Annotated in this window: 18 protein-coding genes; 12 read left to right on the forward strand and 6 right to left on the reverse strand. The window is 69.1% G+C overall.

Annotated features, from left to right (window positions below):
• The first annotated feature begins 100 nt into the window (after positions 1–100).
• Positions 101–484, forward strand: a complete 384-nt coding sequence (locus R5W23_RS05910) for a nuclear transport factor 2 family protein (protein ID WP_320685535.1) — start codon at positions 101–103, stop codon at positions 482–484.
• Between the two features lie 245 nt (positions 485–729).
• Here the strand turns inward: R5W23_RS05910 and R5W23_RS05915 are convergent, their stop codons facing one another.
• Positions 730–1,722, reverse strand: coding sequence for a 2-hydroxyacid dehydrogenase (locus R5W23_RS05915; protein WP_320685536.1), 993 nt, complete (start codon positions 1,720–1,722; stop codon positions 730–732).
• Between the two features lie 224 nt (positions 1,723–1,946).
• Here R5W23_RS05915 and R5W23_RS05920 point away from each other — a divergent pair, with 224 nt between their 5' ends.
• Positions 1,947–3,044 carry a hypothetical protein gene (locus tag R5W23_RS05920; RefSeq protein ID WP_320685537.1) on the forward strand — a complete coding sequence of 366 codons (1,098 nt, stop codon included), beginning with the start codon at positions 1,947–1,949 and terminating at the stop codon, positions 3,042–3,044.
• Between the two features lie 458 nt (positions 3,045–3,502).
• On the opposite strand, the gene R5W23_RS05925 is transcribed toward R5W23_RS05920, so the two are convergent.
• Positions 3,503–4,732 carry a TolC family protein gene (locus tag R5W23_RS05925; RefSeq protein WP_320685538.1) on the reverse strand — a complete coding sequence of 410 codons (1,230 nt, stop codon included), beginning with the start codon at positions 4,730–4,732 and terminating at the stop codon, positions 3,503–3,505.
• 178 nt (positions 4,733–4,910) lie between these two features.
• On the opposite strand from R5W23_RS05925, the gene R5W23_RS05930 reads away from it, so the two are divergent.
• Both R5W23_RS05930 and R5W23_RS05935 read left to right on the forward strand, forming a co-directional pair.
• Positions 4,911–5,324, forward strand: coding sequence for a response regulator (locus tag R5W23_RS05930; protein WP_261187156.1), 414 nt, complete (start codon positions 4,911–4,913; stop codon positions 5,322–5,324).
• Positions 5,325–5,628: 304 nt separating this feature from the next.
• Positions 5,629–6,882 carry a PQQ-binding-like beta-propeller repeat protein gene (locus R5W23_RS05935; RefSeq protein WP_320685539.1) on the forward strand — a complete coding sequence of 418 codons (1,254 nt, stop codon included), beginning with the start codon at positions 5,629–5,631 and terminating at the stop codon, positions 6,880–6,882.
• Positions 6,883–6,928: 46 nt separating this feature from the next.
• On the opposite strand, the gene R5W23_RS05940 is transcribed toward R5W23_RS05935, so the two are convergent.
• Positions 6,929–7,903 carry an L-threonylcarbamoyladenylate synthase gene (locus R5W23_RS05940; RefSeq protein ID WP_320685540.1) on the reverse strand — a complete coding sequence of 325 codons (975 nt, stop codon included), beginning with the start codon at positions 7,901–7,903 and terminating at the stop codon, positions 6,929–6,931.
• A 96-nt stretch (positions 7,904–7,999) separates the two neighbouring features.
• Here R5W23_RS05940 and R5W23_RS05945 point away from each other — a divergent pair, with 96 nt between their 5' ends.
• Positions 8,000–9,460, forward strand: a complete 1,461-nt coding sequence (locus R5W23_RS05945; protein ID WP_261187159.1) for a tetratricopeptide repeat protein — start codon at positions 8,000–8,002, stop codon at positions 9,458–9,460.
• Positions 9,461–9,633: 173 nt separating this feature from the next.
• Positions 9,634–9,888 carry a hypothetical protein gene (locus R5W23_RS05950; protein ID WP_261187160.1) on the forward strand — a complete coding sequence of 85 codons (255 nt, stop codon included), beginning with the start codon at positions 9,634–9,636 and terminating at the stop codon, positions 9,886–9,888.
• 337 nt (positions 9,889–10,225) lie between these two features.
• Here the strand turns inward: R5W23_RS05950 and cls are convergent, their stop codons facing one another.
• A complete protein-coding gene (gene cls, locus R5W23_RS05955; protein ID WP_320685541.1) occupies positions 10,226–11,662 on the reverse strand; it encodes a cardiolipin synthase in 1,437 nt (478 codons plus the stop codon).
• A gap of 81 nt (positions 11,663–11,743) precedes the next feature.
• On the opposite strand from cls, the gene R5W23_RS05960 reads away from it, so the two are divergent.
• Positions 11,744–12,739, forward strand: coding sequence for a zinc-dependent alcohol dehydrogenase family protein (locus tag R5W23_RS05960; RefSeq protein ID WP_320685542.1), 996 nt, complete (start codon positions 11,744–11,746; stop codon positions 12,737–12,739).
• A gap of 272 nt (positions 12,740–13,011) precedes the next feature.
• On the opposite strand, the gene R5W23_RS05965 is transcribed toward R5W23_RS05960, so the two are convergent.
• Positions 13,012–14,253 carry an Lpg1974 family pore-forming outer membrane protein gene (locus R5W23_RS05965; protein WP_320685543.1) on the reverse strand — a complete coding sequence of 414 codons (1,242 nt, stop codon included), beginning with the start codon at positions 14,251–14,253 and terminating at the stop codon, positions 13,012–13,014.
• Positions 14,254–14,644: 391 nt separating this feature from the next.
• On the opposite strand from R5W23_RS05965, the gene R5W23_RS05970 reads away from it, so the two are divergent.
• Complete coding sequence (locus R5W23_RS05970) at positions 14,645–15,742, forward strand: hypothetical protein (RefSeq protein WP_320685544.1); 1,098 nt, start codon at positions 14,645–14,647, stop codon at positions 15,740–15,742.
• Positions 15,743–15,826: 84 nt separating this feature from the next.
• On the opposite strand, the gene R5W23_RS05975 is transcribed toward R5W23_RS05970, so the two are convergent.
• Entirely contained in the window at positions 15,827–17,740 is a 1,914-nt protein-coding gene (locus R5W23_RS05975) for an adenylate/guanylate cyclase domain-containing protein (RefSeq protein WP_320685545.1), read from the reverse strand.
• Positions 17,741–18,684: 944 nt separating this feature from the next.
• On the opposite strand from R5W23_RS05975, the gene R5W23_RS05980 reads away from it, so the two are divergent.
• From R5W23_RS05980 to R5W23_RS05995, 4 genes are all read left to right on the forward strand, one after another.
• Positions 18,685–21,036, forward strand: coding sequence for a PSD1 and planctomycete cytochrome C domain-containing protein (locus tag R5W23_RS05980; protein ID WP_320685546.1), 2,352 nt, complete (start codon positions 18,685–18,687; stop codon positions 21,034–21,036).
• 12 nt (positions 21,037–21,048) lie between these two features.
• Positions 21,049–22,446 (forward strand): DUF1501 domain-containing protein, encoded by a 1,398-nt coding sequence (locus tag R5W23_RS05985; protein WP_320685547.1) that lies wholly within the window; start codon positions 21,049–21,051, stop codon positions 22,444–22,446.
• A 471-nt stretch (positions 22,447–22,917) separates the two neighbouring features.
• Positions 22,918–24,237 carry a DUF1501 domain-containing protein gene (locus R5W23_RS05990; RefSeq protein ID WP_320685548.1) on the forward strand — a complete coding sequence of 440 codons (1,320 nt, stop codon included), beginning with the start codon at positions 22,918–22,920 and terminating at the stop codon, positions 24,235–24,237.
• Positions 24,238–24,332: 95 nt separating this feature from the next.
• Positions 24,333–26,810, forward strand: coding sequence for a PPC domain-containing protein (locus tag R5W23_RS05995; protein ID WP_320685549.1), 2,478 nt, complete (start codon positions 24,333–24,335; stop codon positions 26,808–26,810).
• Positions 26,811–26,958: the final 148 nt, after the last annotated feature.

Here is a 26,958-nt window from a genome sequence, read left to right on the forward strand (position 1 = left end):
TCCTGCCTGCGCAAAGTATAATGTGCGCGGTCGGCCGCACTGTGGTGCGCGGCTGGTGCGTTCGCGACTCGGCGATCGAAGCGTGTACTTGGGAGCGTTCATGTCGGATCAACTGTCGGCCCCCGTCGGCCTGCTCCGCGCGGCGTACACGGCCTTCAACGCCCGCGACATTGATGCCGCTCTTGCCACGATGGCCCCGGACGTGGTTTGGCCGAAGGCGTTCAAGGGCGGGTTCGCCCGCGGTCACGAGGAGGTCCGCGCCTACTGGACGGAGCAGTGGTCCGAGATCGACCCGCGGGTCGAGCCCACGTCCTTCCACCCGGAGGCCGCGAATCAGGTTTTGGTCCACGTGCACCAGGTCGTGCGCGACATGACCGGGGCCGTCATCGCCGACGTGTCCGTCGGCCACCGCTTTACGATCGAGTCCGGCTTGATCCGGGCGATGGACGTGTGCCCGCTCTCGCCGCCCGCTTCGGGCGCCTGAGTTGCGAGCCGGCTGGTCGTGTCTGTGCCACAAAGACAAAAATCAGTTCCAGCCGCTTTCAGCCTCACGTGAAGTCAAAGACATATGAACGGCCGGCTTTCGCGGAGCCGGGCTTTCCCGGAGTCCGGCTGCTGGCTCGGCGAGTGAGGTGCCTTCGGGAAATCCGCTGAGCGGCACCTCGCAGCAAACCGGCGGGCCGAAGGCCCGCACTCCAGAAATGCCGGCGCTCCGGCCCACACCGTTCGTCACGCGCGCCGCTTGTCGGCCACTTCCGGGTTGACCCAGTTCGGCAGAGCCGCGCCCCGCACCCCCGCCAGCAGGTTGTTGGCGCACAGCCGCGCCATCGCGTTCCGCGTGTCGATGGTGGCGCTGGCGACGTGCGGCACAATCAGGCAGTTCGGGAGCCGGAACAGCTCGTGATCGGTCGGCAGCGGTTCCGGGTCGGTGACATCGAGCCCCGCAGCGAAAATGGTGCCGTCGCGGAGCGCCGCGGCCAGCGCGGCCTGATCGACCAGCGGCCCGCGCGACGTGTTGACGAACACCGCCGTCCGCTTCATCTTTGCGAACTGCGCCGCTCCGAACAGGCCCTTCGTCGTCGGGTTCAGGTCCGCGTGGACCGACACGAAATCGCTCTGCGCGAGCAGCTCGTCGAGTTCCACGCGGGTGGCGCCCAGCTCCTTGTCGGCGTCCTCCTTCGGGCCGCGGGCGGTGTAGAGCACCTTCATGCCCCAGCCGCCGTGAAGCCGCTTCGCCGCCGCGAACCCGATGCGGCCCATGCCGACGATCCCGAGCGTGCGGCCCGCGAGGTCCGAGCCGAGCCACCCGAGCGGCTCCCACGTCAGCCAGCGCCCCTCCTTCGCGTCGGTGGCGCTCTCGCCCACCCGCCGCGCCGCCGCGAGCAGCAGCGTGACCGCGATGTCGGCCGTCGCGTCGGTCAGCGCGCCGGGCGTGTTCCCGACGCACACCCCGCGGGCGGTGCAGGCGGCCACGTCGACGTTGTTGAACCCCACCGCGAAGTTGCTCACCACCTTCAGCTTCGGTGCCGCGTCGAGGAGTTCGGCGTCCACGCGGTCGGTGAGCAGCGAAACCAGCCCGTCGCAGTCCGCCACGTGGCGGCGCAGCACCGCGGGCGGCGGGGGGAGCTGTTCCGGCCACACGTCTACGTCGCAGACGGCCCGGATCGCGTTCAGCCCTTCGTCGGGAATACGGCGGGCGATGAACACCTTTGGACGGCTCATGTTGCGCACTCGAATCGGGGGCGAGCGGGTTCCTGTGAGGTGTAGTGATTGGGCGCCCGGTTGCCCCGCCTTGCCACCGCGAGCCGAGCCACTGGGAAAGTGGCGCAGACACGGGAAGCCGGCGCGGGTATTTCCCTGTCCGGGATTTAACCTGGCGCACGTGACCCCCGGGCTCGGATGCCCGCGGTCCCCCTGGTTGCCGCGCCGCGCAGAGGTGTATCACCATGTTGCTGACCCGCTGGAAGCTGATGGCCGGCGTGCTGGGCGTGTCGATCGGCGGCCTGGCCGCGGCCGCGAGCCAGTGCCCGAAGTTGGACAAGACCAAGGGCCGCCAGCCCGAAGCGCCGGTCACCGCCGAGGCCCCGAAGCTGCCGCCGGCCGGCGCGCCGTCGGCGCCAATGCTCCCCGATTTGACACCCCCGTCGTCGTCGCCGAAGCTCCCCGAGTTGCCGCCCGCGCTGCCGGCGGCGTTCCCGGCGCCGGTCGGGTCCATGCCGGCGGGCGCCCCGCCGGTCCCGGCGATTGAAAAGGCGGCGAAGCCGGAGGAGCCGAAGGCCGCCCCCGCGCTGCCGACCCTGCCGCTCCCGGACGCGAAGCCGGCGCTGGAGCCGACCAAGACGACCACCCCGGCCCCGGCCGCGCCCCCGATGAACCCGCCGAAGCCGGTCCCGGAGGTGCCGAAAATCGCCCCGGTCATCGACCCGTTGCCGGCGCCTGCGAGCACGGGCGCCACCGTTCCGAGTAAGCCCTTGGCAACCCCGCCGGTGATGCCGGCTTCCGGCACCGCGCAGCCGACCGGTTCGATCCTCCCGCTGGGTACCGGGGCGCCGGCCCAACCGCCCGCGCTGATCGAGAGCCCGAAGATCGCGCCGACGCCGATCGAGCAAGAAAAGCCGACGCTGGACGTGCCGGCGAGCAAGCCGACCCCGGCACCGGCGGCCGGCGCCGGCGCCGTCAAGGTGGAGGCGATGAAGTACCGCATCGTGCTCCGCGTGGGCGAGGGCGAGCCGACGTTCGAGGTGAAGTCGGGCGACGACCTGGTGCTGAAGGTGGCGTGCGAGAAGGTGGACATCAAGTCGCCGGAGAAGGGCGTGGGCCTCTCGGCGGTGACCGCCCGGGGTAAGGTGCGGTTCGCCGGGTTCGGCGTCGAGGGCACCTGCGAGGAGCTGTCGTTCATGGCCGGCACCGGCGAGGTCGCCATGAGCGGTGACGTGAAGGTGCAGATGAAGGACAAGCTCGGCCGCGTCGAGTCCGAGCTGACCACCGCCACACTGAAGTACAAGATCGACGCCAACGCGGTCGGCGCGTCGATCAAGCCGTAATTAGCGACCCGGTTGCAGGTGCCACATTGGCTGTTGGCTTTGTGGCACAGACATTCCTGTCTGTGCGGTCTTAAATCGCCGCACAGACAGGAATGTCTGTGCCACAAGAAACAAAAGCCGCCTACCGGATCGCGTGCCAGTGAAGTACGGAGCGCGGACCGAAAGCCAAAAGCACTTGCTGCCTTTGGCTTTCGGTCCGCGCTCCGCTTCGCTTAAAACGTGTGGCGGAATGAACTGCGATCGGGGGTAGTAGGCCCGAGACGAGGGCGTGTGGTGCCAACGATCGTCGGAGCGATTCCAGAAGATTTTGACAAGATCTACAGGATAAACAGGATTTCAAATCGATCGGGCTTCATCCGGTAAATCCTGTTCATCCTGTCAAAATCTGTCTTCGTGAACACGAGGCTCGCATGTGCCGAAACAAAGCCATGAGCAACTGCCTGTTCCGCCACCAGTTCTTACTCCCGCACCAGTAGCCCCATCGCCTGCCGCAGCTTCACTTCCGTCGTGTGCCACTCGATCACGGCCGAAAGCCGTTCGCCCTTCGCCTTGAGCACCGCGAGTTTCGCGGCGGCGAGGTCGGCCGCCACGCTGAGCCCGGCCGTCTTGCGCTGCTCCAACTCGCTGACGCGCGCCTCCGCGGCCCGGACATCGAGCGCGCGGGCCGCGACCGCGGCGCGGTGCCCGCGCAGACCCACCGCGGCGGCCCGGATCTCGGCCTCGGCCTGACGGGTTCGGGCGGCGAGCGCGCTGGCCGCCCGGCCGGTCGCGGCCTCCTTCTGGCGCTCCGGTTCCCTGACGCACGACAGTAGCAGCAGCGCGAGCGGGCTGTCCGGTTTGAGCTTCGCCAGGAGCGGGTTCAGCCCCGTCAGCACCGCGTCCGTCAGGTCCGCGGCGCCGCCGTCCGCGAGCACCCGCAGCGCGTTCAGGTCCGGCCGGTAGACCAACCCGGTGGCAACCGCCGCCGGCACGTCGATGTCGTCGGGGCGGACCGCGAGCGGGTCGACCGGCCAGAGCGGCAGCGGATCGCCCGCCTCCAACCCGAGACGGGCGCGGAGGCTGGCGTTCAGCGCCCCGATGCCGGCCTCGAGTTGCGCCTGCTGCGCCTCGATGTCGAGCAACTGGCGCCGCAGCGCCGGGGTGTCGGCGCGGTCCTTCAATCCCGCCTGTTCGGCCCGCTCCGCTTCGCCGAGTTGGGCCTTGAGTTCAGCCGCGGCGGCGGCCAGCAGATCGAACTGCCCTTCGGCCCCGGCCAGTTTAAAGAACTCGTCGAGGGCCTCGCCCGCGGCCCGGTTGCGCAGCTCGTCGGCGGCGTGGCCGCGCACGAGGCGGCTTGCCGCGGCGAACCGTGCCGCTTTCCTGTTCAGCTTCTCGTGGTTCGGCCCTTGGTTGTCTTCGTGCCGGTCGAGGTCCGCCGCGAACGGGGCGTTGGCGCGTGCGAGCCGGCGCGTGTCGGGGGCGGTGAGGCGCCGCCCCTTGTCCGGGCGGACGAGTGGCACCGCTTCGGCCGTTACACCCGACAGGTCGGGCTCGAAATTGGGCCGGCTTGCGACCGGGAGTTGTGCCGGCCCCGGCACCGGAGAGAACGAAGACGACGGCCGCGCGTGGCACCCCGCGAGCGCCAGCAGCGCGTAACCGGCGAACCACAGCGCGCGACGGCGTCGCGCGTTCGTCGTGGGATGTGGCACAACATCATAATCGGCACGACCGGCGCCGGCACTTCAAGTGGAAGGGCGATTCGTGCCGCTACAATTAACTTGGGGAAACTGTAGCGTATTTATCGAATCTGCGAATTTGTCGCAGTTGCGCGATCGGTCGCCTGTATACTGGTTCTGGCCGATGTCAGGACCGACACAGGAGCCCGCGATGAGCGCACGCCTGGCCCCGCCCGTTTCACGCCGCGTACTGGTGGTTGAAGACCTGCCCGACAGCCGCACGTCTCTTCAAGATCTGCTTCAGGTCGCGCTCGGCGTTGAAGTCGATACCGCTTCGGACGGCATGCGCGGCCTCGAACTGCTTGCCGAGCGCGAGTACGCGCTGGTTATCACCGATTTACGGATGCCGAAGGCGAGCGGGATGCGGGTGCTGCGCGAAGTGCAGGACCGCGCGCTCGGGTGCCAGGTGGTGGTGGTCACCGGGCACGGGTCGGTGCGCGAAGCGGTCGAGGCCATGAGGCTCGGCGCGTACGACTTCCTCCAAAAGCCCGTTGATCCAGAGAAGTTGATCCTGCTCGTGGACCGCGTGCTGCGGGAGCGCGCCCCGCTCGCCTCGGCCGGATAGCACGCGGGTCCACCCGACTTCTTGGACTCGGGTCGTTCGGCGCACGTTTCGGCCGATAGCACCGCCATTTGCACAGCCCACCGCGAACGGCCTCGGCTTCCGCATTCCGAAGCCAGCCTACCTAACTCACATCATCTTGGTGGCGGTGGCCGGGTCGCCCGTGCTATCGTTGCCCCAGGGAATGGCGCCAGTATGAAATCCTGACACCTGTCGGGTGTGGCTGCCGGCCCGCCCCGCGCCGAGCGCCGCCCCGTTCCCACTGCATCACGCCACGAGTCAACAATCTCCCGCCCCCGAGGTCACCATGTCCCGCGTGCCCGTAGCGCTTCTTCTCGTCGCGTTCGCGTTCGTCGAGAGCCCCATCCGCGCCGACGACTGGCCCCTGTTTCGCGGCCCCGATCGCACTGGCGTATCGAAGGACAAGGGGCTACTGAAAGAGTGGCCCGGCGACGGCCCGCCGCTGGCGTGGAAGACGGAAGGCATCGGGATCGGGTTTTCCAGCGTGTCCGTGAGCGGCGACCGCGTGTTCACGATGGGCGACGGGAAGGACAGCAGCTTCCTGTTCGGGATCGACCGCAAGACCGGCAAGAAGGTCTGGGAGCGAAAGGTCGGCAAGACCGGCGGCAACTACCAGGGTCCGCGCTGCACCCCGGCGACCGACGGAACACTGGTGTTCGCGCTGGGGCAGTTCGGCGACCTCGTGTGCGCCGGCGCGAAGGACGGGAAAGAGGTGTGGCGCAAGAACCTGCCGAAGGACTTCGGCGGGCAGGCCGGCGGGTGGAACTTCACCGAGTCGCCGCTGCTCGACGGCAACAACCTGATCGTAACGCCGGGCGGGGCCAAGGCGACGATGGTGGCGCTCGACAAGAAGACCGGCAAGCCGGTGTGGACCGGCGCCGTCGAGGGCGGCGACGCCGCCGGGTACTCGTCGGTGGTGATCGGCACATTCGGCGGGGTGAAGCAGTACATCCAACTGATGGCCAACGGGCTCGTGTCGTTCGACGCGAAAACCGGCAAACAGTTGTGGCGGTACGGCACCGCGAGCAGCCGGTTCGGGGGGAACACCGCCAACATCCCGACCCCGATCGTCACGAGCGAGTACGTGTTCGCGTCGGCGGGGTACGGCCGGGGCGCGGCGCTGCTGAAGGTGAGCGCCGCGGGCGGCAAGTTCGCGGTCGAGGAGGTTTATTGGGCCAACCAGCTCACGAACAAGCACGGCGGTGTGATCCTGGTGGGCGACAAGCTGTTCGGCGACCGCGACGACAGCGGCACCCCGTTCTGTGCGGACTTCAAAACCGGAAAGGTGCTCTGGACCCGCAAGGGCGGCGAGGGGCGCGGGTCGGCGTCGCTGACCTACGCGGACGGCAAGCTCTACATCCGGTACTCGGACGGCTGGGTGGTGCTGGCGGACGCCACCGCCGACAAGTACACCGAGATCAGCGCGTTCAAGGTGCCGAACGGCAAGAACGACACCTGGGCGCACCCGGTGGTCGTGGACGGCAAGTTCTACGTCCGCGAGCGCGACGTGCTGTGGTGCTACGACGTGGCCGCCAAGTGAGGGCGCGGGCTCGAATCGGTCGCCCGCCGAGCTGCGGCCGCGTAACTCACTCGCGCGCCGCGGCGCGGGTGAGCCGGTCCCGCACGGCCGCCCACTCTGGCGTGTCAGGGGGCATCTCGACGACGATCTGGTCGTACAGGCCGTTATCGAGTTCGTGAAGCAGCGCATAGAGGTCGGCCGCGTACTCCGCCGGGTCGTCTGAAATGAACCGGTAGTCGTAAATCAGGTCGTAGCCGAGCGAGATCACACGAAGGCCCGCGTCCTTCAAACGTCGGTGCTCGGCGTCGGCGTCTTCTGCCAGCACCAGCGGCGTGCGCGGGCTGTAGTGCTTCGCCATCTGCCCCGGGGCGCGGGCCACGCCTTCGCTTTTTGCCCCCACCTCGACGCGCCCGCACACTGCTTCCAGCATCGGAACCGTGATGAGGCCCGGGCGCAACACGCGCGGGATTTCGCCCGTCACATCAACCACGGTCGATTCCAACCCGCCGGAACACCGGCCGCCGTCCAACACCATCGCGATGAGCCCGTTTAAGCCCTTCAGAACGTGTCCGGCGCGCGTCGGCGAAAGCTCGGTGCTCCGGTTCGCGCTCGGGGCCGCCAGGGGAACGCCCGCCGCGCGGATCAAGGCGCGCGCGACCGCGTGATTCGGGCACCGCACCGCCACAGTCGGGCCGCCGGCGGTTACAATGTGCGGTACGCTGTCGCGCTTCGGAACGACGAGGGTGAGCGGCCCCGGCCAGAACCGGGCCGCAAGGGTCTGCGCCGTCGCGGGCCAGTCCGCGGCCACGTTTAGAACCTCGGACGCGTCCGAAACGTGCAGGATCAGCGGGTTCGTGGACGGGCGGCCCTTCGCATTGAAGATGCCCGCGACCGCCTCGGCGCTTAGCCCTTTCGCGCCGAGGCCGTACACCGTTTCGGTGGGAAAAGCAACGAGGCCGCCCGAGCGGATGACCGCCGCGGCGCGGCCGATCACGTCGGATTCGGGATTCGTCGGGTCGACTTTCAGGACGCTCGTTTCCAAGGCGCAGTTTCCCCCTCCCCTTTGTGGTACAACATCATGGTACGCGGTTCCCAGACCCCGCGCGGTGCCGCCGCTACGCACGAGAAGGCCAGCGCCATGCCCGAACAACCGTCCGCGAGCCCGGTCCCGGCGCCCAACGCCGAGCAGAAGCGCATCGCGGTCCAGAGCTTCGCCAAGGCCAAGGAGCTGCTCGCGGAGGGCGGGTACGACTACGCCATCCAGTTGCTGCTCACCTGCTGCAAGCTCGACCCGGCCAACTTCCACTACCGGAAGCAGCTCCGCGAGACGCAGAAGGCCAAATACGGAGACAACCTGCGGGGCAGCCGGTTCGCGTTCCTCACCACCCCGCGGTGGAAAGCCAAGCTCCGCACCGCGAAGCGCAACCGCGAGTACCTGAAGGCCCTGGAGCACGGCGAGCAGGTGCTGTGCCGCAACCCGTGGGACCTGGGCGCCCAGATGGACATGGCCGAGGCGTTCGACGCGCTGGGGCTGTCGGACCTCGCGGTGTTCTCGCTCGACCAGGCGCGCCAAAAGTACCCCAAGGACGCCACCCTGAACCGCGCCCTGGCGCGGCTGTTCGAGAAGCGCGGCGACTTCCAGAAGGCGATGATCCTCTGGCAACTGGTCCGCGAGACCAGCCCGAGCGACGTGGAAGCGCAGCACAAGGCGAAGGACCTCGCCGCCAACGCCACGATCCAGAAGGGCGGGTACGAGCAGGCCGCGGCCGGCACGAAGGAGTCGCCGGTGGTGGGGCGGATCGAGTCGCGCGCGACCGAGAAGGCGGACCGGCTGACCCGCGAGGCCGGCCCGCTGCTGACCCGCATCGCCGCCGACCCGACCGAGCCGAGCCTGTACCTGCAACTGGCCGCGGTGTACCGCCGCGGCGGCCAGGAGGACCGCGCCCGGGCCGTCCTCCAGCAGGGCCTGGGGCCGACCGGTAACGCGTTCCAGATCCAACTGGAGCTCATGGAGCTCGACCTCGCCCCGGTGCGCAAGAACCTCGAGCACGCGGACGCGCGGCTCAAGAAGCTGAAGGCCCGGGCCGCCGACGACACCGACACCGGGACCGACGAGGAGATGACCGAGGCGGAACTCGCCGCCCTCCGCGCGAAGCTCCAGAAGGAGGTGCTGGCGCGCGAGATCGAGCTGTACCGCGTCCGGGCGGACCGGTTCCCCAACGAGCCGGGCCACCGCATCGAACTCGGAACCCGGCTGCTGAAGGCGGACCAGATCGACGAGGCGATCGCCGAGCTCCAGCAGGCCCGGCGCGACGACCGCCTCAAGTGGCGGGCCGCGCTGTACCTCGGGCTGTGCTTCAAGAAGCGGAACAACTGGCGGCTCGCGCAGCGCAACTTCGAGGAAGGGCTGACCGGCGTGCCCGAATCCGAGGAGCCGGTGAAGAAGGAGCTGCTGTACCAGCTCGCCACCGGCGCCGCGGAGAACGGCGACCTGGCCCGCGCGCTGGACCTGGGCCACGAGCTGGCGAACCTCGACTTCGCCTTCAAGAACATCGGCAAGCTGCTCGACGAGTGGCACGACCGGATGCAGTCCGCGTGACCAAAGTGAGAGGACATTTTGACAGGATGAACAGGATAAACAGGATGTGAAAGACAGCAGGGCACTCTGCCTTTCACATCCTGTCAAAACGGCTTTCTAGCATCTTCTTCCAATCCTCCATGCACACAATTCGTCTTGGCCCGCCGTGGGAAGTCGCCGCGGCGGACGGCACCGTGCGTCACGCACGGAAGTTCGGGCGCCCCCGCACGCTCGACCCGAACGAGCGCGTTTGGCTCGTGTGCGACCACATTCCGGGATCGGCCGAAGTGGCCGTAAACGGTGCCCGAGTAGGCACGCTCGCCACCGCCGGTTCGTTCGCCGCGGACGTGACTTCGCTACTCGCCCCCCGAAACGAAGTGGCGCTGGTGGTCACGTCGGACGTGGCAATCGGGGCGGTTAAGCTCGAGATCCGCGGGGATGAGAGCTAAGCTGTGCGGATAACCGCAATTGACTTCGGCCATCGGCGCGGAGATCAAAGACAAAGCGTATTAGCCACAAAAAAGCACAAAGGGCACAAAAGAAAACCGAAGAGAGTTTGGCCGCAAAAAAGCACAAAAAGCACAAAAGAAAACCAAGATAGAAGAGAAGTGTTTTAGCTCATTCTTCTATTTTGGTCTCCTGTCTTCTTTTGTGCTTTTTGTGCTTTTTTGCGGCCAATACTCTTTGCCTTCTGTCTTCTGTCTTGGTTTTCTTTTGTGCCCTTTGTGCTTTTTTGTGGCCCATCTCTCTTCTGCTTCTTGTACCCCTTTCGCGGCCGATTCGCCTTCACAAGATCGGGCTGAACAGCCGGGCGGCGTTCTCCGCCAGCCGCACCACCCGCGGTCGCTTGGCGTACGCCTCAGCGCGGAGCAGCAGCGAGTCCCCCAGGTCGGTCAGGAACGCCGTTTCAAGCTCCCGCACCACGCCGGCGTCGAAGAACTGACAGTTGCACTCGAAGTTCAGCAGCAGGCTGCGGTTGTCGGTGTTCGCGGAGCCGACGGACGCCCACTCGCGGTCCATGAGCACGAACTTGCTGTGCATCATCCCGCGCCGGTACTGGTACACCTTCACCCCTGCCGCCAGCATGTCCTCCCAGTAGAACCGGGCGGCCAGGAACGGGAGCCACTTGTCCGGCTTCGACAGGCCCAGGTACCGCACGTCCACCCCGGATCGCGCGGCGAGGATGAGCGCGTCGCGGAGCCCCGCGTCCGGCACGAAGTACGGGCTGGCGATCCACACCCGCTCGCGCGCCTGCAGCACCGCCGCCACGTAGGTGTCGCGGATCGCCTTGTAGTCGTTGTCCGGGCCGGACGCGACCACCTGGGCCAGCACGTCCCCGGGCGTCGCGGGGTGCGACGGCGTGTACGCGCCGCCCTTCACCGCCTCGTGGGTGGCGAAGTACCAGTCGTCGAGGAACGTGTGCTGGAGCCCCTCGACCGCCGGCCCTTCGAGCCGGAAGTGGGTGTCGCGCCAGTGCCCGAACTTCGGGCTCTTGCTCAGGTACTCGTCGGCGATGTTGAGCCCGCCGCAGAACCCCACCCGCCCGTCCACCACCAGGACCTTGCGGTGGTTGCGCAGGTTCCACCGCAGCGGGTTCGAGAGCGGGAGGAACGTCGCGGCCTTCCCGCCGGCGGCGCGGACCCGGCGCAGCACCCGGTACGGCAGCGCGTACGAGCCGACCGAGTCGACCAGGAACCGCACCTCCACGCCGCGCCGCGCGCACGCGCACAGCGCCTCGACGAACCGCCGGCCGGTCTCGTCGGAGCGGACGATAAAGGACTGCACGTGGACGTGGTGCTGGGCGCGGCCGATCGCGTCGAGCATGGCGTCGAACGCCGGGTTGCCGTCGCGGTACAGCGTCACCGCGTTCCCGCCGCTGACCGGGAACCCGTCGCCGTGGCTCCCGAGCTTCGCGAGCACTTCCACGGCCGCCGGCACGCCCGCGGAGTCCGCCTTCGTGCGCGCGAACTCCCGGTACGCCTTGCTGCGGGCCTGGCGCCGGCGGAGCCGCCGGCGGACGGTCTGGTAGCCGAACACGAGGAACAGGAACGCGCCCAGGAACGGGATCAGCAGGACGAGTAGTGACCACGCGATGGCCGACATCGGCTCGCGCTTGTAGTGCAGCACCGCGAGCAGCGTGCCGGCGGTGAGCGCGGCCTCCGCGAGCAGGAACCAGCCCGCGTGGTCCGGCCACACCACGACGACGAACTCGGAGAACAGCATGCCCCCAGTATAGCAGCGGTTGGACTTCGCGCCGCGCGCCAATAGAGAGTCTGGTGACCACCGCGAGCAGGGGGAGCACCAGTGAAGCGCGTCGTGTTCGATCGGGTCGGCCCGCCGGCCGAAGTGTTGCGCCTCGAGGACGACGTACCGGCCCCGCAGCCGAAGTGGGGCGAGGTGCTGGTGCGGATGCTCGCCAGCCCCGTCAACCCGTCGGACCTGATGTACATCGGGGGCAAGTACGGGCTGAAGCCGAACCTGCCCGCCACGCCCGGCTTCGAGGGCGTCGGCGTGGTCGAGGCGACCGGCGGGGGGCTGCTCGGGTGGCTCCGCAAGGGGAAGCGGGTCGCGGTCATCAACGACGGCCGCGGCACCTGGGCCGAGTACACCGTCACGAAGGCGCGGCAGGTGATCCCGGTCCCGGACGGGATGAGCGACGAGCAGGCCGCGTCGTTCTTCGTGAACCCCGCGACCGCGCTCGCGATGACGCAGGACGTGCTCAAGGTCCCGAAGGGCGCGTGGCTGCTCCAGTCCGCGGCCGGCGGCGAGCTCGGGAAGATGGTGATCCGGCTCGGGCACAAGTTCGCGTTCCGCACGATCAACGTGGTGCGCCGCCGCGAGCAGGTGGAGGAGCTGAAGAAGATCGGGGCCGACCACGTCGTCGTGGAGTCCGACGGCCCGATCCCGGAGCAGGTGCGGAAGCTGGTGCCGGACGGCGTGCGGTACGCGCTCGACCCCGTGGGCGGGGAAACCGGCTCGCAAATCATCGCGGCGCTGGCGCACGGCGGGCGGTGCCTGCTGTACGGTTCGCTCACCGACCAGCCCGTTTCGGCGCACCCGCGGCACCTGATCGGGAACGACGTTCACATCGAGGGCTTCTGGCTGGGGACGTGGGCGAAGCAGCAGCGCATCCTCACGATGCTGGGGCTGTTCCGCCGGGTGCGGGCGCTCATGGCCGAGGGGGTGTTGCAAACGCAGTTCGCCGGGACGTACCCGTTAGAAGAGGTGAACAAGGCCGTCGATCACGCGGCGCAGCCCGGAAAGGGTGGAAAGGTGCTGATCCGCGTCGGGGTGCGATAAGGGCTTCCGGTCCAAAGTCCGCTCGTCAAAAGTTGCAAATTCAGCCAGAGCGAATTCTTGCGACCTTATGACCGGATGCCGATCCGCTGGATCGATGCCCACACCGTCTTCTGGGGCCGGCCGGTGTGAGGCCGGTGCGCCACCACACGTTACCATCGGTCTCACGCCGGCCGGCTTCCGAAGACGGGTCAGTTTCAACCCGTTTGGTGCAGTCTTGTCGAGGTGGTATGTGTTCCCAACGACCGGGTTGGGGCCGAAACCAACCCCCGCGCTCAGTAGATCACGCTGGCCTGGATGAACAGCCCTTCCAGCGACAGGCTCGACGGGCGGTTGATGACCTTCCCCTGTCCCACGTCGTCGGTGAACCGCGGGCGGGAGAAAATGTCCTGCCAGTGCGTCACCTCGTACCCGGCCCGGAGCGCGATGGTGCGGTACTGCCAGCCCAGGCCGAGCGCGACCGTGCCGAACGGCACCTCGCGCTGGGTGTCGTTGCGGACGTTCACGTAAGTGGTCGCGCCGCTGTCGTTGGTTTCGAGCACCTGGTTGGTGCTCCGGCCGCTGAGGAACCCGAACTGGCCCCGGGCGTACAGGTGGAACCCGTACTCCGCGGCCAGCGTGCCCTCGGCCCCGAGCGTCGGGCCGAACCCCTCGAACCGCGACCGGGTCTTCACCGCCGCCTTCCGCGCGTCGGCCCCGTCGTAGAACGCGTTGAACGTTTGCCGGATGTCCGCGAACCGGAACCCGGCCAGCGCCCGCACCGCCAAGTTGTCCGAGACCACGAACCGGCGGCCGGCGACCATGTCGAACAGTTGGTAGTCGAGGTCCGCGGTGGCCGCGGCGCTCAGCGCGCGGTCGGTCAGACCGGGGCGGGTCAGCGTCGGGAACAGCACCGCCGAACTCGACACCGTGTTGGCCGCCGGGTTCGCCGCCGCGGCCGGTGCGAAGACGGTGCTGTCGCCGCCGGCGGTCTGGTACGTGTACTGGAACGTCGCCTCCCACTTGCCGCCGTCGAACACGTACCCGAGCCCGGCCCGAATGCCGCTGCCGAGCTGGTACTTGAGGGAGTCGATCGGGCCGGTGGTGGCCAGCCCGGTGGCGGCGGTGTTCCGGATGGCGAAGTCGAGGTCCGAGTTGCGGGGTCGCATCAGCAGGTACTCGGCGGACACGTACCAGCCGCCGTGGCTCGGCACCACCGCGTTCAGCGCGCCGGAAACCTCGTGGCTCCCGTGGTCCGCGGGCGGGTGGATGTCCCCGAACCCGCCGTGCGGGGTCAGGTCCTTGACCGGCAGGTGATCGTCGGACAGCGCCGCGAGCGACCGCACCGGCGCCGCCGGTGCCGTTCCGGACGGGACGGTGCTGGCGGGCGGGAGCGACGCCGGCGCGGAAATCGGGGCCGACGGCGCGCCGCCCGGCGCCCGCTCGCCGGCGCCGGGGAACGCACCCGGTTGGGCCGCGGCGCCACCGGCGCCGACCAAAAGTGCCCCGACCCCCAACAGCGAGCGGACGTATCGCATGGCCGAACTCCCCCAGAAAACAGCCCGCGCAACCACAGTTTGGCGGGCCGCATACCGGCGGGGGCAGAGCGAATCAAGAGACGATTGAGGGCGCGCGAAGTAAGTCCGCGCGCGGCCGAAGACGGGTGTAACGTTTGGGAACGAGTCGCGACCGCCTGCCCGTGAGGTGAGTTCCGTCCCGAGAGCGTCAATCGTTCCCGGAGGCCACGACCGCATTGGCGGTTCGGCCAAGTGTTTCTGTCTTATCTTCTGCCTTGTGGCACAGACGTTCCGGTCTGTGCCACCACCTCGCGCCGCACAGGCAGGAATCAGTAGTTGCCACGGTGGTTGAGCGGCGCATGAGTTTCCGTGACAATGGTTTGTGCTGCCAACCCATCGAGCGGAGTTCGCCATGCGCCGTTCCCGATATACCGCCGTCGCGGTGCAGAGCCAACACTCCTGGGCGGGGGCGTTGGCCGACGTGCTGCACCTGACCGACGGTGCGTCGGTGACCCGGGTGGCGGTGGCCCGGTGCCTGCTGGTCGCGTCGGCCCTGCGGGTAGCCCTCTCGGCGGTCGCCCGGCGGGTCGCGGCCGTGGGCCGGGAGACGGTCCGCAAGGCCCTGGCCGGGGATCTGCCGCGGGACCGGGACACGCTGGAACGGCACCTGGCCGCCGGGTTCCGTCGGCACCTCCCGCGGTCGTTCCAGGAGCACCCGATCCCGATCGCCATCGACACCCACGCGCGGCCGTTCTACGGGGACTACGAGAACACACCCGGAGTGGTCGGGGGCAAACCCAAGGACGGGGCCAAGTGGTTCTGGGGGTACGCCACGGCGGTGGCCCTGGTGCCGGGTCACCGGCACACCCTGGGGCTCACCGCGATGTGCCCCGGGGACACCCCCGACGCCCTGGTCGAGCGGCTCCTGGCCCAGCTCGGGTGGGCCGGGGTGAAGGTCCGGTACGTGCTCCTGGACCGCGGGTTCTACTCGGCCCGGGTGGCCAACGCGCTGGCCCGACGCCAGCTCCGGTTCATCATCCCGATGGTGCGGCGCGGGAAGGCGGTGCAGCCGTTGTTCCGGCGCGGCACCCGGGGGTGGTTCGAGCACACCATCCGGTGCCGCAAGTGCCGGGCCGATTCGGCCACCGTGCGGGTGGCCGTGGTGCCCGGACACGACGGCCGGCGGCCGCTCGTGTTCGCGTGCTCCGACGGGTTCGACCGGTTGCCCCGGGTGGTGTTGGAGTACCGCACCCGGTTCGGGATCGAGACCTCGTATCGGCAACTGGGCGAGTGCCTGGCCCGTACCACCAGCGACGACCCGGTGTACCGACTGCTGTTGGTCGGGGTGAGCTTGCTAATCCGCGCGTGGTGGATGGCCGGAGGCACCGGCACACTCGCCACCACACGCTGGGACCTGATCATCATCTTCACACCCAACACCGCCACCGCCACCACCACCGGACCAATGGCGCAAACCCCAGCAGCGACCGAACTACCGAATACGCCGTAGCCGTGGCAACTACTGAGGAATGCCTGTGCCACAAGACAGAGGACGAAAACGAACCCCACTCGGGTATTGTGCGCGTGGGTCGTGTTACTCCGAGCCGGCCGGGGCGGGTGGCGCAAACGAGCCGTCCCACGCGCTCGGCGCCCGGCGCTTGTGCGCGTCCATCACGCGGATCAGGCACTTGCCCGCCGGGTCGTCCGGGAACTGGTCCACCAGCAGGCTCGCGGCGGCGTCCCACTTCCCGTCGGTGAACAGCTCGACCGCGTCGGCCCACTGCTCCTGCAACCAGTCCGGGACGCTCGGCAGCACCGCCGAGTACAGCTCGAACGCCTGGAGCGGCTCGGGGAACCCCTTCGCGCGCACCTTGCCCAGCGGGCGGGTCCGCATCTCGCGCCCGGTCGGGTCCGCCTCGCGCACCTGCTGCGCGATCTCCTCCGACACGATGATCGGCACCCCGAACGCCTTCGTCATGCCCTCGAGCCGGAACGTGAGGTTCACCACCGGGCCGTACAGGTCCACCACCGCCAGGTCGTGCGCCCCCAGGCGCCCGGCCACCGCGGTGCCGTGCGTGATGGCCACCCCGCACCGCCCGGTCCGGGTGTAGTCGTTCAGCCGCCCGGCGATCGCCAGCGCCGCCCGGGCCGCCAGCTCCACCTGCCGGTGCTGGAGCTTCGGCCACCCCCAGAACCCGAGCACCGCGTCCCCGCGGAACCCGCCCACCACCCCGTCGCGGTCGGTGATGGCCGAGGCCATCGTGTTCAGCGCGTTGCCGATCTCGCGCTGCGACTGGATGAGCTGCGACGCGTTCTGCGAGGCGAACAGGGAGTAGTTCCGCAGGTCGCAGAACAGCGTGGTGATGGTCTTCTCCTCGGGGACCAGCATCCGCTCCAGCTCGGCCGGGTCGTCGAGGTACTTCCACAGGCTCTGCGGCCACGCCCGGCGGATCACCTTGTTCTGCTCGGTGAGCCGGCTGACGCGGAGGGTCGTCTCGATCACCCCGACGAGCAGCTCGGCGATCTTCTGGTACTGCGTGAGGTCGCTGACGATCTTGTCCTGGGCGGCCTTGTCGAGCATGTTCCACTGGCCGCTGGTCTGGCCGGCGACGTACAGCGCGTACCGGGAGCCGTCCTGGAACGGGGTGCAGACGGCCCACGGGGTGACCCCGTGGACGTGCGTGTCGGCCATCGTGAGCTCGGCGGCGCCGCCGCTGCCGGTGGAGTCCGGGGACCAGCAGTGCAGGCAGCTCCGGCGGCGCTCGAGGATGGCCCGGTGGGCGAGCCGCTTGGACGGGTTGAACCCGCTCTGGGCGTGCGACGTGTTGGGCCGCACGCTGAACTCCGGCACGCTGAGCCGCTTCTCGCCCGGCGGGCAGTCCGGGGGGATGCGGACGATGGCGGCGGCGTCGGCCCGCGGCATCGCGTCCATCACCACCCGCAGCATCTGCCGGAACAGGGCCTGCTCGTTGCCGACGGAGCGGATGGTGTTGGGCAGGTTCTCCATCGCGCGGAGCGCCGCCGACGGGTTGGCGAACGGGATCTCTTCGAGCTGGGCGCGGGTCTTCTCCTCCTGCCGCGGCGCGATGGTCGCGTCCACCGGGCTCTCCGGCGCCGCCTCGTCGTCGCTGTGCAGGGTGAACCGGGTCTGCCCGATCCAGAACGACTCGCCGCGGCCGACCACGCACCGCCCTAGCGGGGCCTCGACGAGCTTCTTGGACTTCTCGTCGAAGATGAGGGTCTGGTTGGCCGGGGGGTTGGGGTAACCCGGGTTGGTGGGGCGGGTCTGGACGGTGAGCTTCTCCTTGGCCGGCTCCCAGGTGAGGATCGCCTGGAACCGGGAGATCTGGTCGTCCTCCGGGATGGCGATGTCCATCTTGCCTTCGTCGCGGCCGAGGTTGAGCGGCTTGTTCGGGGGCAGCGGGAACCGCCGCCCGTACTGCCGCGCCATGACCGCCGACTTCCTGGGGTCGGCCTGGACGTCGGTGATCGCTTCGATCTCAGCCATCGTCTGCGAACTCCTCCCTGCGCCGGCGGGGCGCGCCCGCGCCAACCCGGTACCCTTATCGTACTTCCTGAAACGGACCGGTGGGGGGCAGGGGCGCAGAAGTTTTCGAGCCGGGCGCGGGGCACCCGGCCGCCGGCGGCCTCCCGGATTTTACCAAGACGGGGCGCAAATTTCATTCACGTTGCCGAACCCGGCGCGATCGAATCGCGAGGCCGTCCGCTCACTCCCCTCGCGCGTTCACCGTGGCGCCGAATGGCGAGGAACCCGAATTATGGCGTCGGGCCATCAGCCGTATATGTGCCCTTACGAGGGTTGGTGGCTCGCTCCGGTGCGCCCCCGACCCGCAAAACGAGCTCTGGCGTGAGCGTGGCCCGCTCGCTCCGTGTGTCAAATGAACGGTGCCCAATGCACTTTGCACGATGTCGCAACCGCTCGCGGCACGCGAGCCACAATTCAAGCCAGAAGCACGGAGCGACCACTCGTAATTTGCTGCTCCCAACTCGGTACTGTCGCTGTAACAGGGGTTACAGACGAGCGGGTCGCCGGCTGGTCTCCTTGCTGGCCCTCTGCTACCGACTCGCTACCAACCGACTCCCCGTTCGCTGGGGCACCGCTACCACGAATTCCAGCCTGCCAACGCACGATGTGGTTCGCAAAGCGAAGGCTTGCGGCGCTCAACCCAACGGCGCAAGCGATTGCGAAATAGCAATTTGCGTTCAAATAACCTCGGTGTGTTCTCTCGCGACTCCGGGCAACACGCGACGCCGAGCCGCTCAAAAAGCGGTAACGCGAACTTCCGAGAAGCCCGACACGAGAAATGAGGCGCGGTGCCATCTGGTTATTGAGGCGCCCGCGGACCGAGTGGCGTCTAGCGACTTGCACCGGTGCGGTCGCTGTGGGAAGATATCGACTCCCACCCGCCGCGCTTCCCAACCCGGCACGCCATGCGATCAACCCCGCTCGCTCTACCTGTCCTTCTGCTGGCCCTCGGGGCGCCGGCCCGCGCTGCCGACCCGACGCCCGAAGATGTCAAGTTCTTTGAAGCACGAATCCGGCCGCTCCTGGTCGAAAAGTGTTTCAAGTGCCACGGACCGGAGAAGCAAAAGGGCGACCTGCGGCTCGACTCGGCCGCGGCGCTCGCGAAGGGCGGCGGGTCCGGCACGCCCCTGTTCGCAAAGGACAAGCCCGACGAGGGGCTGCTGCTCCGCGCGGTGCGCCACGCGGACGGCGTCGAACAGATGCCGCCCGACAAGAAGCTCACCGATGCCGAAATTGCCGATCTGGCGAAGTGGGCCGCCCGCGGCGCCTTCTTCCCAGCGGCTGCCGGTACCGCAACGGCGGACCCGACGAAGCACTGGGCCTTTCAGCCCGTCGCCGCGCCCGCTCCGCCGGCGGTCACAAACGCGGCGTGGCCCCGCTCCGACCTCGACCGGTTCGTGCTGGCGAAGCTCGAAGCCGCCGGTCTGAAGCCCGCTCCGCCGGCCGACAAGCGCACGCTCATCCGCCGCGCGACGTTCGACCTGACCGGGTTGCCGCCCACGCCCGAAGAGATCGACGCGTTCCTGAAAGACAGCACCCCGGGCGCCTTCGAGGCGGTCGTCGACCGGCTGCTGGCGTCACCGCACTACGGCGAGCGGTGGGGCCGGCACTGGCTCGACGTGGCCCGGTACGCGGACAGCAACGGCCTCGACGAGAACATCGCGCACGGCAACGCCTGGCGGTACCGCGACTACGTCATCGCGAGCTTCAACGCCGACAAGCCCTACGACCGGTTCCTGCGCGAGCAGGTCGCGGGGGACCTGCTCCCGGCCGACACGCCCGCCGCGCGGAACGAGCAGTTGATCGCGACCGGGTTCCTGGCGCTCGGGCCGAAGGTGCTGGCCGAGCCCGACGAAAAGAAGATGGAACTCGACATCGTGGACGAGCAACTCGACACGCTCGGGCGCACGGTAATGGGCCTGACGATCGGGTGCGCCCGGTGCCACGACCACAAGTTCGATCCGATCACGCTCGCCGATTACTACGCGCTGGCGGGCGTGTTCGCCGGTACGAAGACGATGGAGCACTTCCGAAAGGTCGCGCGGTGGCACGAGAACCCACTCACCGCTCCCGAGGAGGCCAAGCGAAAGGCCGAACACGACGCGAAAGTAGCAAAGCGGAAGGGCGAACTGAAGGCGCTCGGCGGGAAGCCCGACGAGGCGTCCAAGCAGGCCGCGAAGAAGCTCCAGGACGAGATCGCCGCGCTGGAGAAGGCCGCGCCCGAACTCCCCTCCGCGATGGGGACGACCGAGGGCACGCCCGTTGACGTGCCGCTCCTGCGCCGGGGCAACCACCTCACCCCCGGGCCGGTCGTCGCGCGGCGGTTCCCGGTCGTGCTAGCCGGGGAGAAGCAGCCACCGCTACCGAAGACCCAGAGCGGCCGGCTCGAACTCGCCAACTGGCTCACCGACCCGAAGCACCCGCTCACCGCGCGCGTGATGGTGAACCGCGTGTGGCGCTGGCACTTCGGTAAGGGGCTGGTGCGGTCCGCCGACAACTTCGGGCTCATCGGCGAGAAGCCGACGCACCCCGAACTGCTCGACCGGCTCGCGGCCGATTTCGTCCGCAACGGCTGGAGCGTCAAGGCGCTCCACAAGCAGCTCATGCAGTCCGCGACGTACCAGATGAGTGCGGCCCACGACCCGAAAGCCGTGACCGCGGACCCGGACAACCGCCTCCTGTGGCGCGCGAACGTGAAGCGCCTCGAAGCCGAGGCGGTCCGCGACTCGCTGCTCGCGGTGGGCGGGCAGCTCGACCGCTCCGCAGGCGGGCCGGTGCTCGCGCACGTCAAGAACCGCGACTTCCTGTTCGACCACACGTCGAAGGACCAGACAACCTACACGAGCGCCCGACGGTCCGTGTACCTGCCGGTGGTCCGGAACAACCTGTACGACGTGTTCCAACTGTTCGACGCCCCGGACGCGGCGGTGCCGAACGGCGACCGCGCCACCACCACCGTCCCCACGCAGGCGCTGTTCTTCATGAACAGTGACCTCGCGACCCGCGCCGCCGACGCGCTCGCCGGCCGGGTTCTCGCCGGCCCCGACCGCGGTGCCGCCGAGCGCGTCGGGCTGCTGTTCGCGCTGGCCTACGGTCGGCCGCCGTCCGAAAAGGAGGTCCAGCGCGTGACCGCCGGCGTGGCGGCCCTGGAGCGCGAGTTCGCGAGCGAGGCCGACCCCGCGAAGCGCGCCCGGAAGGCGTGGGCCGCGGTGTGTCAGGCGGCGCTCGCGGCCAACGAGTTCATTCACATTCCGTAACCGAGGGGCGACATGAGCACTCATTTCCGGCCCTCGCGGCGCCAGGTCCTGCGCAACACGGCGCTCGGGTTCGGCTCGCTCGCGCTCGCGGACCTGCTGCACGCGGCCGACGCCGGCGGCGCGCCGAAGCCGCACTTCGAGCCGAAGGCGAAGCGGGTCATCTTCCTGTTCATGAAGGGCGGGCCGAGCCACCTGGACACGTTCGAGCCCAAGCCGCTGCTGGACCGCGACGACGGCAAGCCGTACCCGGGGCCGCGCCCGCGGGTGGTGTTCGCCAAGACCGGGAACCTGCTCAAGTCGCCGTGGAAGTTCAAGAAGTACGGCCAGAGCGGCAGCCCGGTGAGCGACCTGTTCCCGCACGTCGCGGGGTGCGTGGACGACATCTGCTTCGTCCACTCGCTGCACGGCACCAACCCGGCGCACGGCGGCGCGGCGCTGAAGCTGCACACCGGCAGCGACAACTTCGTGCGGCCCAGCATGGGCGCGTGGATCGCATACGGGCTGGGCACCGCGAACGCGAACCTGCCGGCGTTCGTCACCGTGTGCCCGACGCTCGCGCACGGCGGGGTGAACAACTGGGGCTCGGCGTTCCTGCCGGCGTCGTGCCAGGGGGTGCCGCTGGGCAACGCCAGCACGCCGTTCGAGAAGGCGAAGGTGAAGTACATCGAGAACCCCGCACTCACGCGCGACGCGCAGCGGACGCAGCTCGACCTGCTCGCGGACCTGAACCGCGAGCACCTGGCTCAGACGGGTCCGGACGGCGCACTGGAAGGGCGGCTCGAATCGTTCGAGCTGGCCTTCCGGATGCAACGCGCGATGCCCGAGGCCGAAGACACCTCGAAGGAGACCGACAAGACGCGGGCGCTGTACGGCCTGGACGACCCGGTCACCGCGCCGTTCGGGCGCCAGTGCCTCCTGGCGCGCCGGCTGGCGGAGCGCGGGGTGCGGTTCGTGCAGGTGACGCACAGCGACGACAAGGTGCAGTGGGACCAGCACGGGAACCTGCGCCGGGACCACGCGAAGAACGCCCGCGAGGTGGACAAGCCCATCGCGGGGCTGCTCAAGGACCTGAAGGCCCGCGGGCTGCTGAAGGACACGCTGGTGCTGTGGGGCGGCGAGTTCGGCCGCACGCCCACGGTGGAGGGGGGCGGGAACGACGGCCGCGACCACAACCCGGAGGGGTTCACGGTGTGGATGGCCGGCGGCGGGGTGAAGCCCGGGTTCCGGTACGGCGCCACCGACGATTACGGCTGGCACGCGGCGGAGAACAAGGTCCACGTCCACGACCTGCACGCCACGATCCTGGCGCTGCTCGGGCTGGACCACGAGCGGCTCACATACCGACACGCGGGCCGGGACTTCCGGCTCACCGACGTTCACGGCACCGTGGTAAAAGACCTGTTCGCGTGAGCCGCGATTGCCGGAACTAAAGACGCCCGGCACATGCGGCTGCCACCCGTTGCGCGTGTGTGCGGGTTCGTTCTCAGGTGGCGAACGCGGTGATACGGCCGCTTTCTTGCTGAGCCGCGACCGCCCGGGAGCGGGGTACGTGGCACCGCTCCCGGGCGGTCGCGGCTCGGCAAGAAAGCGACACCGCAGGTGGGGTCGTGCTGAGGTGGCGATCGCGGCAACCGGTTGTGGCATCAGTTGTTACACGTGTCACTCGGCGCGAATCGCTGATTGTTGTTGTAGCCCGCGGGGGAAAATTTGCCGCGCGGATGTCTGGAACGCGGGGCGGCGGAATTCACAGTTATGTGGTCGCGGACCGAAGATAACATGGTGTCGGTTTCTGCGCCGCCCGCCGGTGCCCGCCTTCGCTCGACCCGCCCCGAAACACGCCCTCGCGTTCCCCACTCATTCGCAGAGAAGAGGCCCACGCGCATGTCGACGAATCTCACCGCCGCACCGACCCGGGCGCCGGGCCGCCGCGAGTTCCTCCGCGTCGGCGTGGTCGGCTCGCTGGGGCTCACGCTCGGCGACTTCTTCGCCTTGAAGGCCCGGGCCGATCAAAAGAACTACGCCAGCAAGGAGGGCGTGGCCAAGAGCGTCATCCAGATCGTGCTGCCCGGCGGCATGGCCCACCAGGAGAGCTGGGACCCGAAGCCGGACGCGCCGCTGGAGTACCGCGGGCCGTTCAACGTCGCCAAGACGAAGCTCCCGGGCGTGGTGCTGAGCGAGAACTTCCGCTCGGTCGCGCAGGTGGCGGACAAGATGACGATTGTTCGCTCCATCGCCGGCAAGGAGGCGGATCACGGCCGCGCCTCGTACACGATGTTCACCGGCTACCGCAAGAGCCCGGCGCTCGAGCACCCGGCGATGGGGGCGGTGGTGTCGCACGAGTTCGGGCCGCGCCGGGACCTGCCGCCCTACGTCGCGGTCCCGTCCGCGTCGGAGTACGGCGGCACCGGCTACCTGGGCTCGCAGTTCGGGCCGTTCGGCATCGGCAGCGACCCGGCCCGCGGCGGGTACAAGGTGCGCGACCTGACGCTGCCCCCGGGCGTGGACGACCGCCGGTTCGGCACCCGCCAGCAGATCCGCGGCGTGGTGGACGACCACTTCCGCGCCCAGGCCAAAAACGCCGAAGCGCTGGGCGCGATGGACGAGTTCTATGCCCGCGCCTACGCCCTCATCAGCTCCTCGGCGGCGCGTGAAGCGTTCGACATCGAGAAGGAGTCCGCCGCCACCCGCGCGAAGTACGGCCCCTCGGACGCCGGCCCGCGGTTCCTGCTGGCCCGGCGGCTCGTGGAGGCGGGCGTGCGGTTCGTGACGGTGAGCTACGGCGGCTGGGACATGCACGCCGGCATCGAGAGCGCGATGAAGCGCCAGGCCCCCGGGCTCGACACCGCCCTCGCCGGCCTGATCCGCGACCTGGACGACCGCGGGCTGCTGGCCTCGACTATTGTGCTGGTGACGAGCGAGTTCGGGCGCACCCCGAAGATCAACGCGTCGGCGGGCCGCGACCACTTCCCGCGGGTGTTCTCGCTGGCGGTCGCGGGCGGTGGGTTCAAGAAGGGGCTGGTGTACGGCTCGTCCAACTCCACCGCCAGCGAGCCCGAAGAGGACCCGGTCCGCGTCGAGGACGTGTTGACCACCGTGTACCACCAGCTCGGCATCAACGCCGATAAGGAGCTGATGGCCCCCGGTGCCCGCCCCATCGAGATCATCGACGACGGTAAAGTGGTGAAGGACCTGGTCGGCTGACGCCGGACCGCGGCGCGAACTCCAGAAGTCACTCGGGGGCTTACGCCCCCACTCGCCCCCGCGCTTCACCTCGGCACCGCCCGGAGCCGCTCGCAATGCGATTCTTTCGTCCCGCCAGCACGTGCGCCGCGCTCCTGTTGGCCGCGGCGGGCGCCGCCGCCGACACGCCGAAGCTCGCGCGGCTGTCGCCGCCCGGGGGGCAGCGCGGCACGACCGTCGAGGTCGAGTTCACCGGCCGCGCGCTCGCCCAGACCCGCGAGGTGCTCTTCTACGAACCCGGCATCACCGTCGAGGGGGTCGAGCCGGTCGAAAGCACGACCGGGCCGACCGGGAAGGCCGTTCCCGTTGACCCCGGAACGCGGGTCCGCGTGAAGCTGAAGCTCGCCGCCGACTGCCCGCTCGGGCCGCACGGGCTCCGGCTCCGCACCGCCACCGGGCTGACCGAGTACCAGCGGTTCTTCGTCGGGCCGTTCCCCACGGTCGAAGAGAACGAGGTCATCGGCAAGACGCGCAACGACAAGCCCGAGACCGCCACGCCGGTGCCCGCGAACGTGACCGTTCTCGGCAAGCTCAACGACCCGACCGACGTGGACCTGTACCGCGTCGAGGTGAAGCGCGGCCAGCGCGTCTCGGCCGAGGTGGAGGCGGCCCGGCTCGGCGTCGAGCGCGGCATCCCGGACCTGCACCTCGCGATCTACGCGCCCGACGGGGCCAAACTCGCGGCGGCCGACGACTCGGCGCTGTTCGTTCAAGACCCGGTCCTATCGGTCGTCGCGCCGCGGGACGGGGCGTACCTCGTGGAGGTGCGCCACAGCATGTATAACGCGGCCAACGACGTGTACAGACTGCACGTCGGCACGTTCGCCCGCCCGACCGGTGTGTACCCCGCGGGCGGCCCGGCGGGCGAAGAACTCAAGGTGCGCGTGCTCGGCGACCCGAAGGGCGCGTGGGACCAGACGGCCCGGCTGCCGAAGGCGCCCGGCGACGTGCCGTTCGTCGCGGTGAGCGACGGCGTTTCGGCCCCCTCGCCGAACCGGTTACGGGCGTCGCCGTTCTCGAACGTGCTGGAAGTCGAACCGAACGACACGCCCGAGGCCGCGCCCGCGACTGCGGCGCCGCTCCCGGTGGCGTTCAACGGCATCATCGAGAAGCCCGGCGACGTGGACTGCTTCCGGTTCAAGGCCAAGAAAGGCGAGCAGTTCCGGTTCCACGCGCTGGCCCAGGCGCTCGGCTCGCCGCTCGATCCGGTGATCTGGGTCAAGCCCGTCGGCGCGAAGCCGGGCGCGGCGGGTCAGCGGGCCGCGGACTCGCGCCCGAACCAGCTCGGGTTCGCCCCCGCCGGCGGGCTCATCCGCGAGACCCACGACCCGGTGCTGGAGTTCACCGTACCGGCCGACGGCGAGTACGTGCTGGGCGTGGAGGACGAGCGCGGCGAAGGCGGCGCCGACTACGTGTACCGCGTCGAGGTGCAGCCGGAGGCGAGCGCGGTTCACACCTACATCGCGCCGGAGCCGGAGAACCAGTTCGCGCCCCAACTGCGCCAGGCGATCGCGGTCCCGGCCGGGAACCTCACCACCGTGCAGGTGGGCGTGTTCGCGACCGGCCGGCCGTTCGCGGGCGAACTGGAACTGGTCGGCGTGAACCTGCCGAAGGGCGTCACGCTGCACGCTCCCAAGCTCACGCCGGGGATGACGAAGGTGCCGGTGGTGTTCGAGGCCGCGCCCGACGCGAAGCCCGAAGCGCTCCTGGTGGACCTGATCGCGCGCCCGGTCGGCGGCGGATCGGCCCTCGCGAGCGGCTACCGGCAGATGGTCCCGATGAACGCCTACGGCAACAACGACTACTACCTGCACGTGCCGATCGACCGGCTCGCGCTGGCGGTCACCGAGCCCGCGCCGTTCACGGTGAAGGTGGAGGAGCCGAAATCGGCCCTCGTGCAGAACGGCGAGGTGTCGCTCAAGTTCAGTGTGGAGCGGGCGAAGGGGTTCGACGGCCCCGTCACGGTGCAACTGGAGTGGAAGCCGCTCGGGATCAACACGGCCACCCCGGTCACGGTGCCCGCGGGCAAGACGGAAGGCGTGTACCTGCTTGGGGCGGCCCGCAACGCCGCCGCCGGGACGCACCAGCTCACACTCACCGCGATGTCGGGCAGCGGGCGGCGCGGGTACAACGACGGCGAGGGCCGCACCTACGTGGCGTCGCAGCCGTTCAAGCTGCCGGTGGCCGAGCCACACGTCGAGGCGCGGTTCCCGCGCACGTCGATCGAGCGCGGCAAGACCGCGGCGCTGGTGGTCAAGCTGAACCACCTTCAGCCGTTCGAGGGCAAGGCGGCGGTCACGCTCGGCCGGCTCCCGCGCGGCATCGAACTGGCCGACGGCCCGCGCGAGATCACCTCCGCCGACAAGGAGGTCAAGTTCACGCTGCGGGCCACGCCGGAGGCGCTGGTCGGCAACTACCAGGGCGTCGTGCTCGACGTGACCGTCACCGACAAGGGCCAGTCGGTGCGACAACTGAGCGGCGGCGGCGTCCTGCGGGTCGACGCCGAACGCGGCGCCCCGGCGAAGGACAAGTGATTCGCCGCGCAACGTCGCACAGGGCTTCCGCCCTGTGCTACGCCCGCCGGCCCCTCCGGGGCGGAAAACAAGTTAAAAGGCAAAAGTGTCAAGGTAAAAAGGTTGTGCTGCTTTTACCTTTTGACTTTGGTCTTTTGCCTTGGTCTTG

Source organism: Gemmata algarum (genome assembly GCF_034097035.1).
GTDB classification, from domain to species: domain Bacteria; phylum Planctomycetota; class Planctomycetia; order Gemmatales; family Gemmataceae; genus Gemmata; species Gemmata algarum.